1 protein-coding gene is annotated in these 418 nt (G+C 37.6%); it reads right to left on the reverse strand.

Annotated elements, in window-relative coordinates; all coding sequences use genetic code 11:
* Positions 1 to 106: 106 nt before the first annotated feature.
* The coding region (locus E3E29_RS11455) for a DUF192 domain-containing protein (RefSeq protein ID WP_167911109.1) at positions 107 to 418 on the reverse strand (312 nt) is incomplete at its 5' end.

The raw sequence follows: 418 nt of genomic DNA on the forward strand, positions 1-418 counted from the left end.
TCCTCTCACAAAAGAGCCATACAGAATCAAGGAATAAAGTTCATCATCTAAGTTCTCTGTTCTTTTCAATTTTGTTTTTATGCACTCGATAATACTGTCAAGCATATCATTTCCCTTTAAGCTTTGGTTTAGGCTCAGCCAAGCTTATAACACCATTTGAACTTTTTATGTTTATCTTATTAATCGCACTTGTAGGAGAAGGAACAGCTTTTCTCTCTTCCTCTACTTGCCAGTCAATTTCGTCTCCTATTTCAGCATGGATAGCATTTATAACACCTACTGGAGCTTCAATTATATATCTTGCACTCTCCTTTGGCGTATAAACCCTCCACGGCTTTGCGCGCTTAAGGTCAACCACTTTTCGAGAGGAGTCAAGAAAGAGAACATCTATGCTCTGAAACATGAAAAACATATGAAT

Source organism: Thermococcus sp. Bubb.Bath (assembly GCF_012027595.1).
Classification (GTDB): domain Archaea; phylum Methanobacteriota_B; class Thermococci; order Thermococcales; family Thermococcaceae; genus Thermococcus.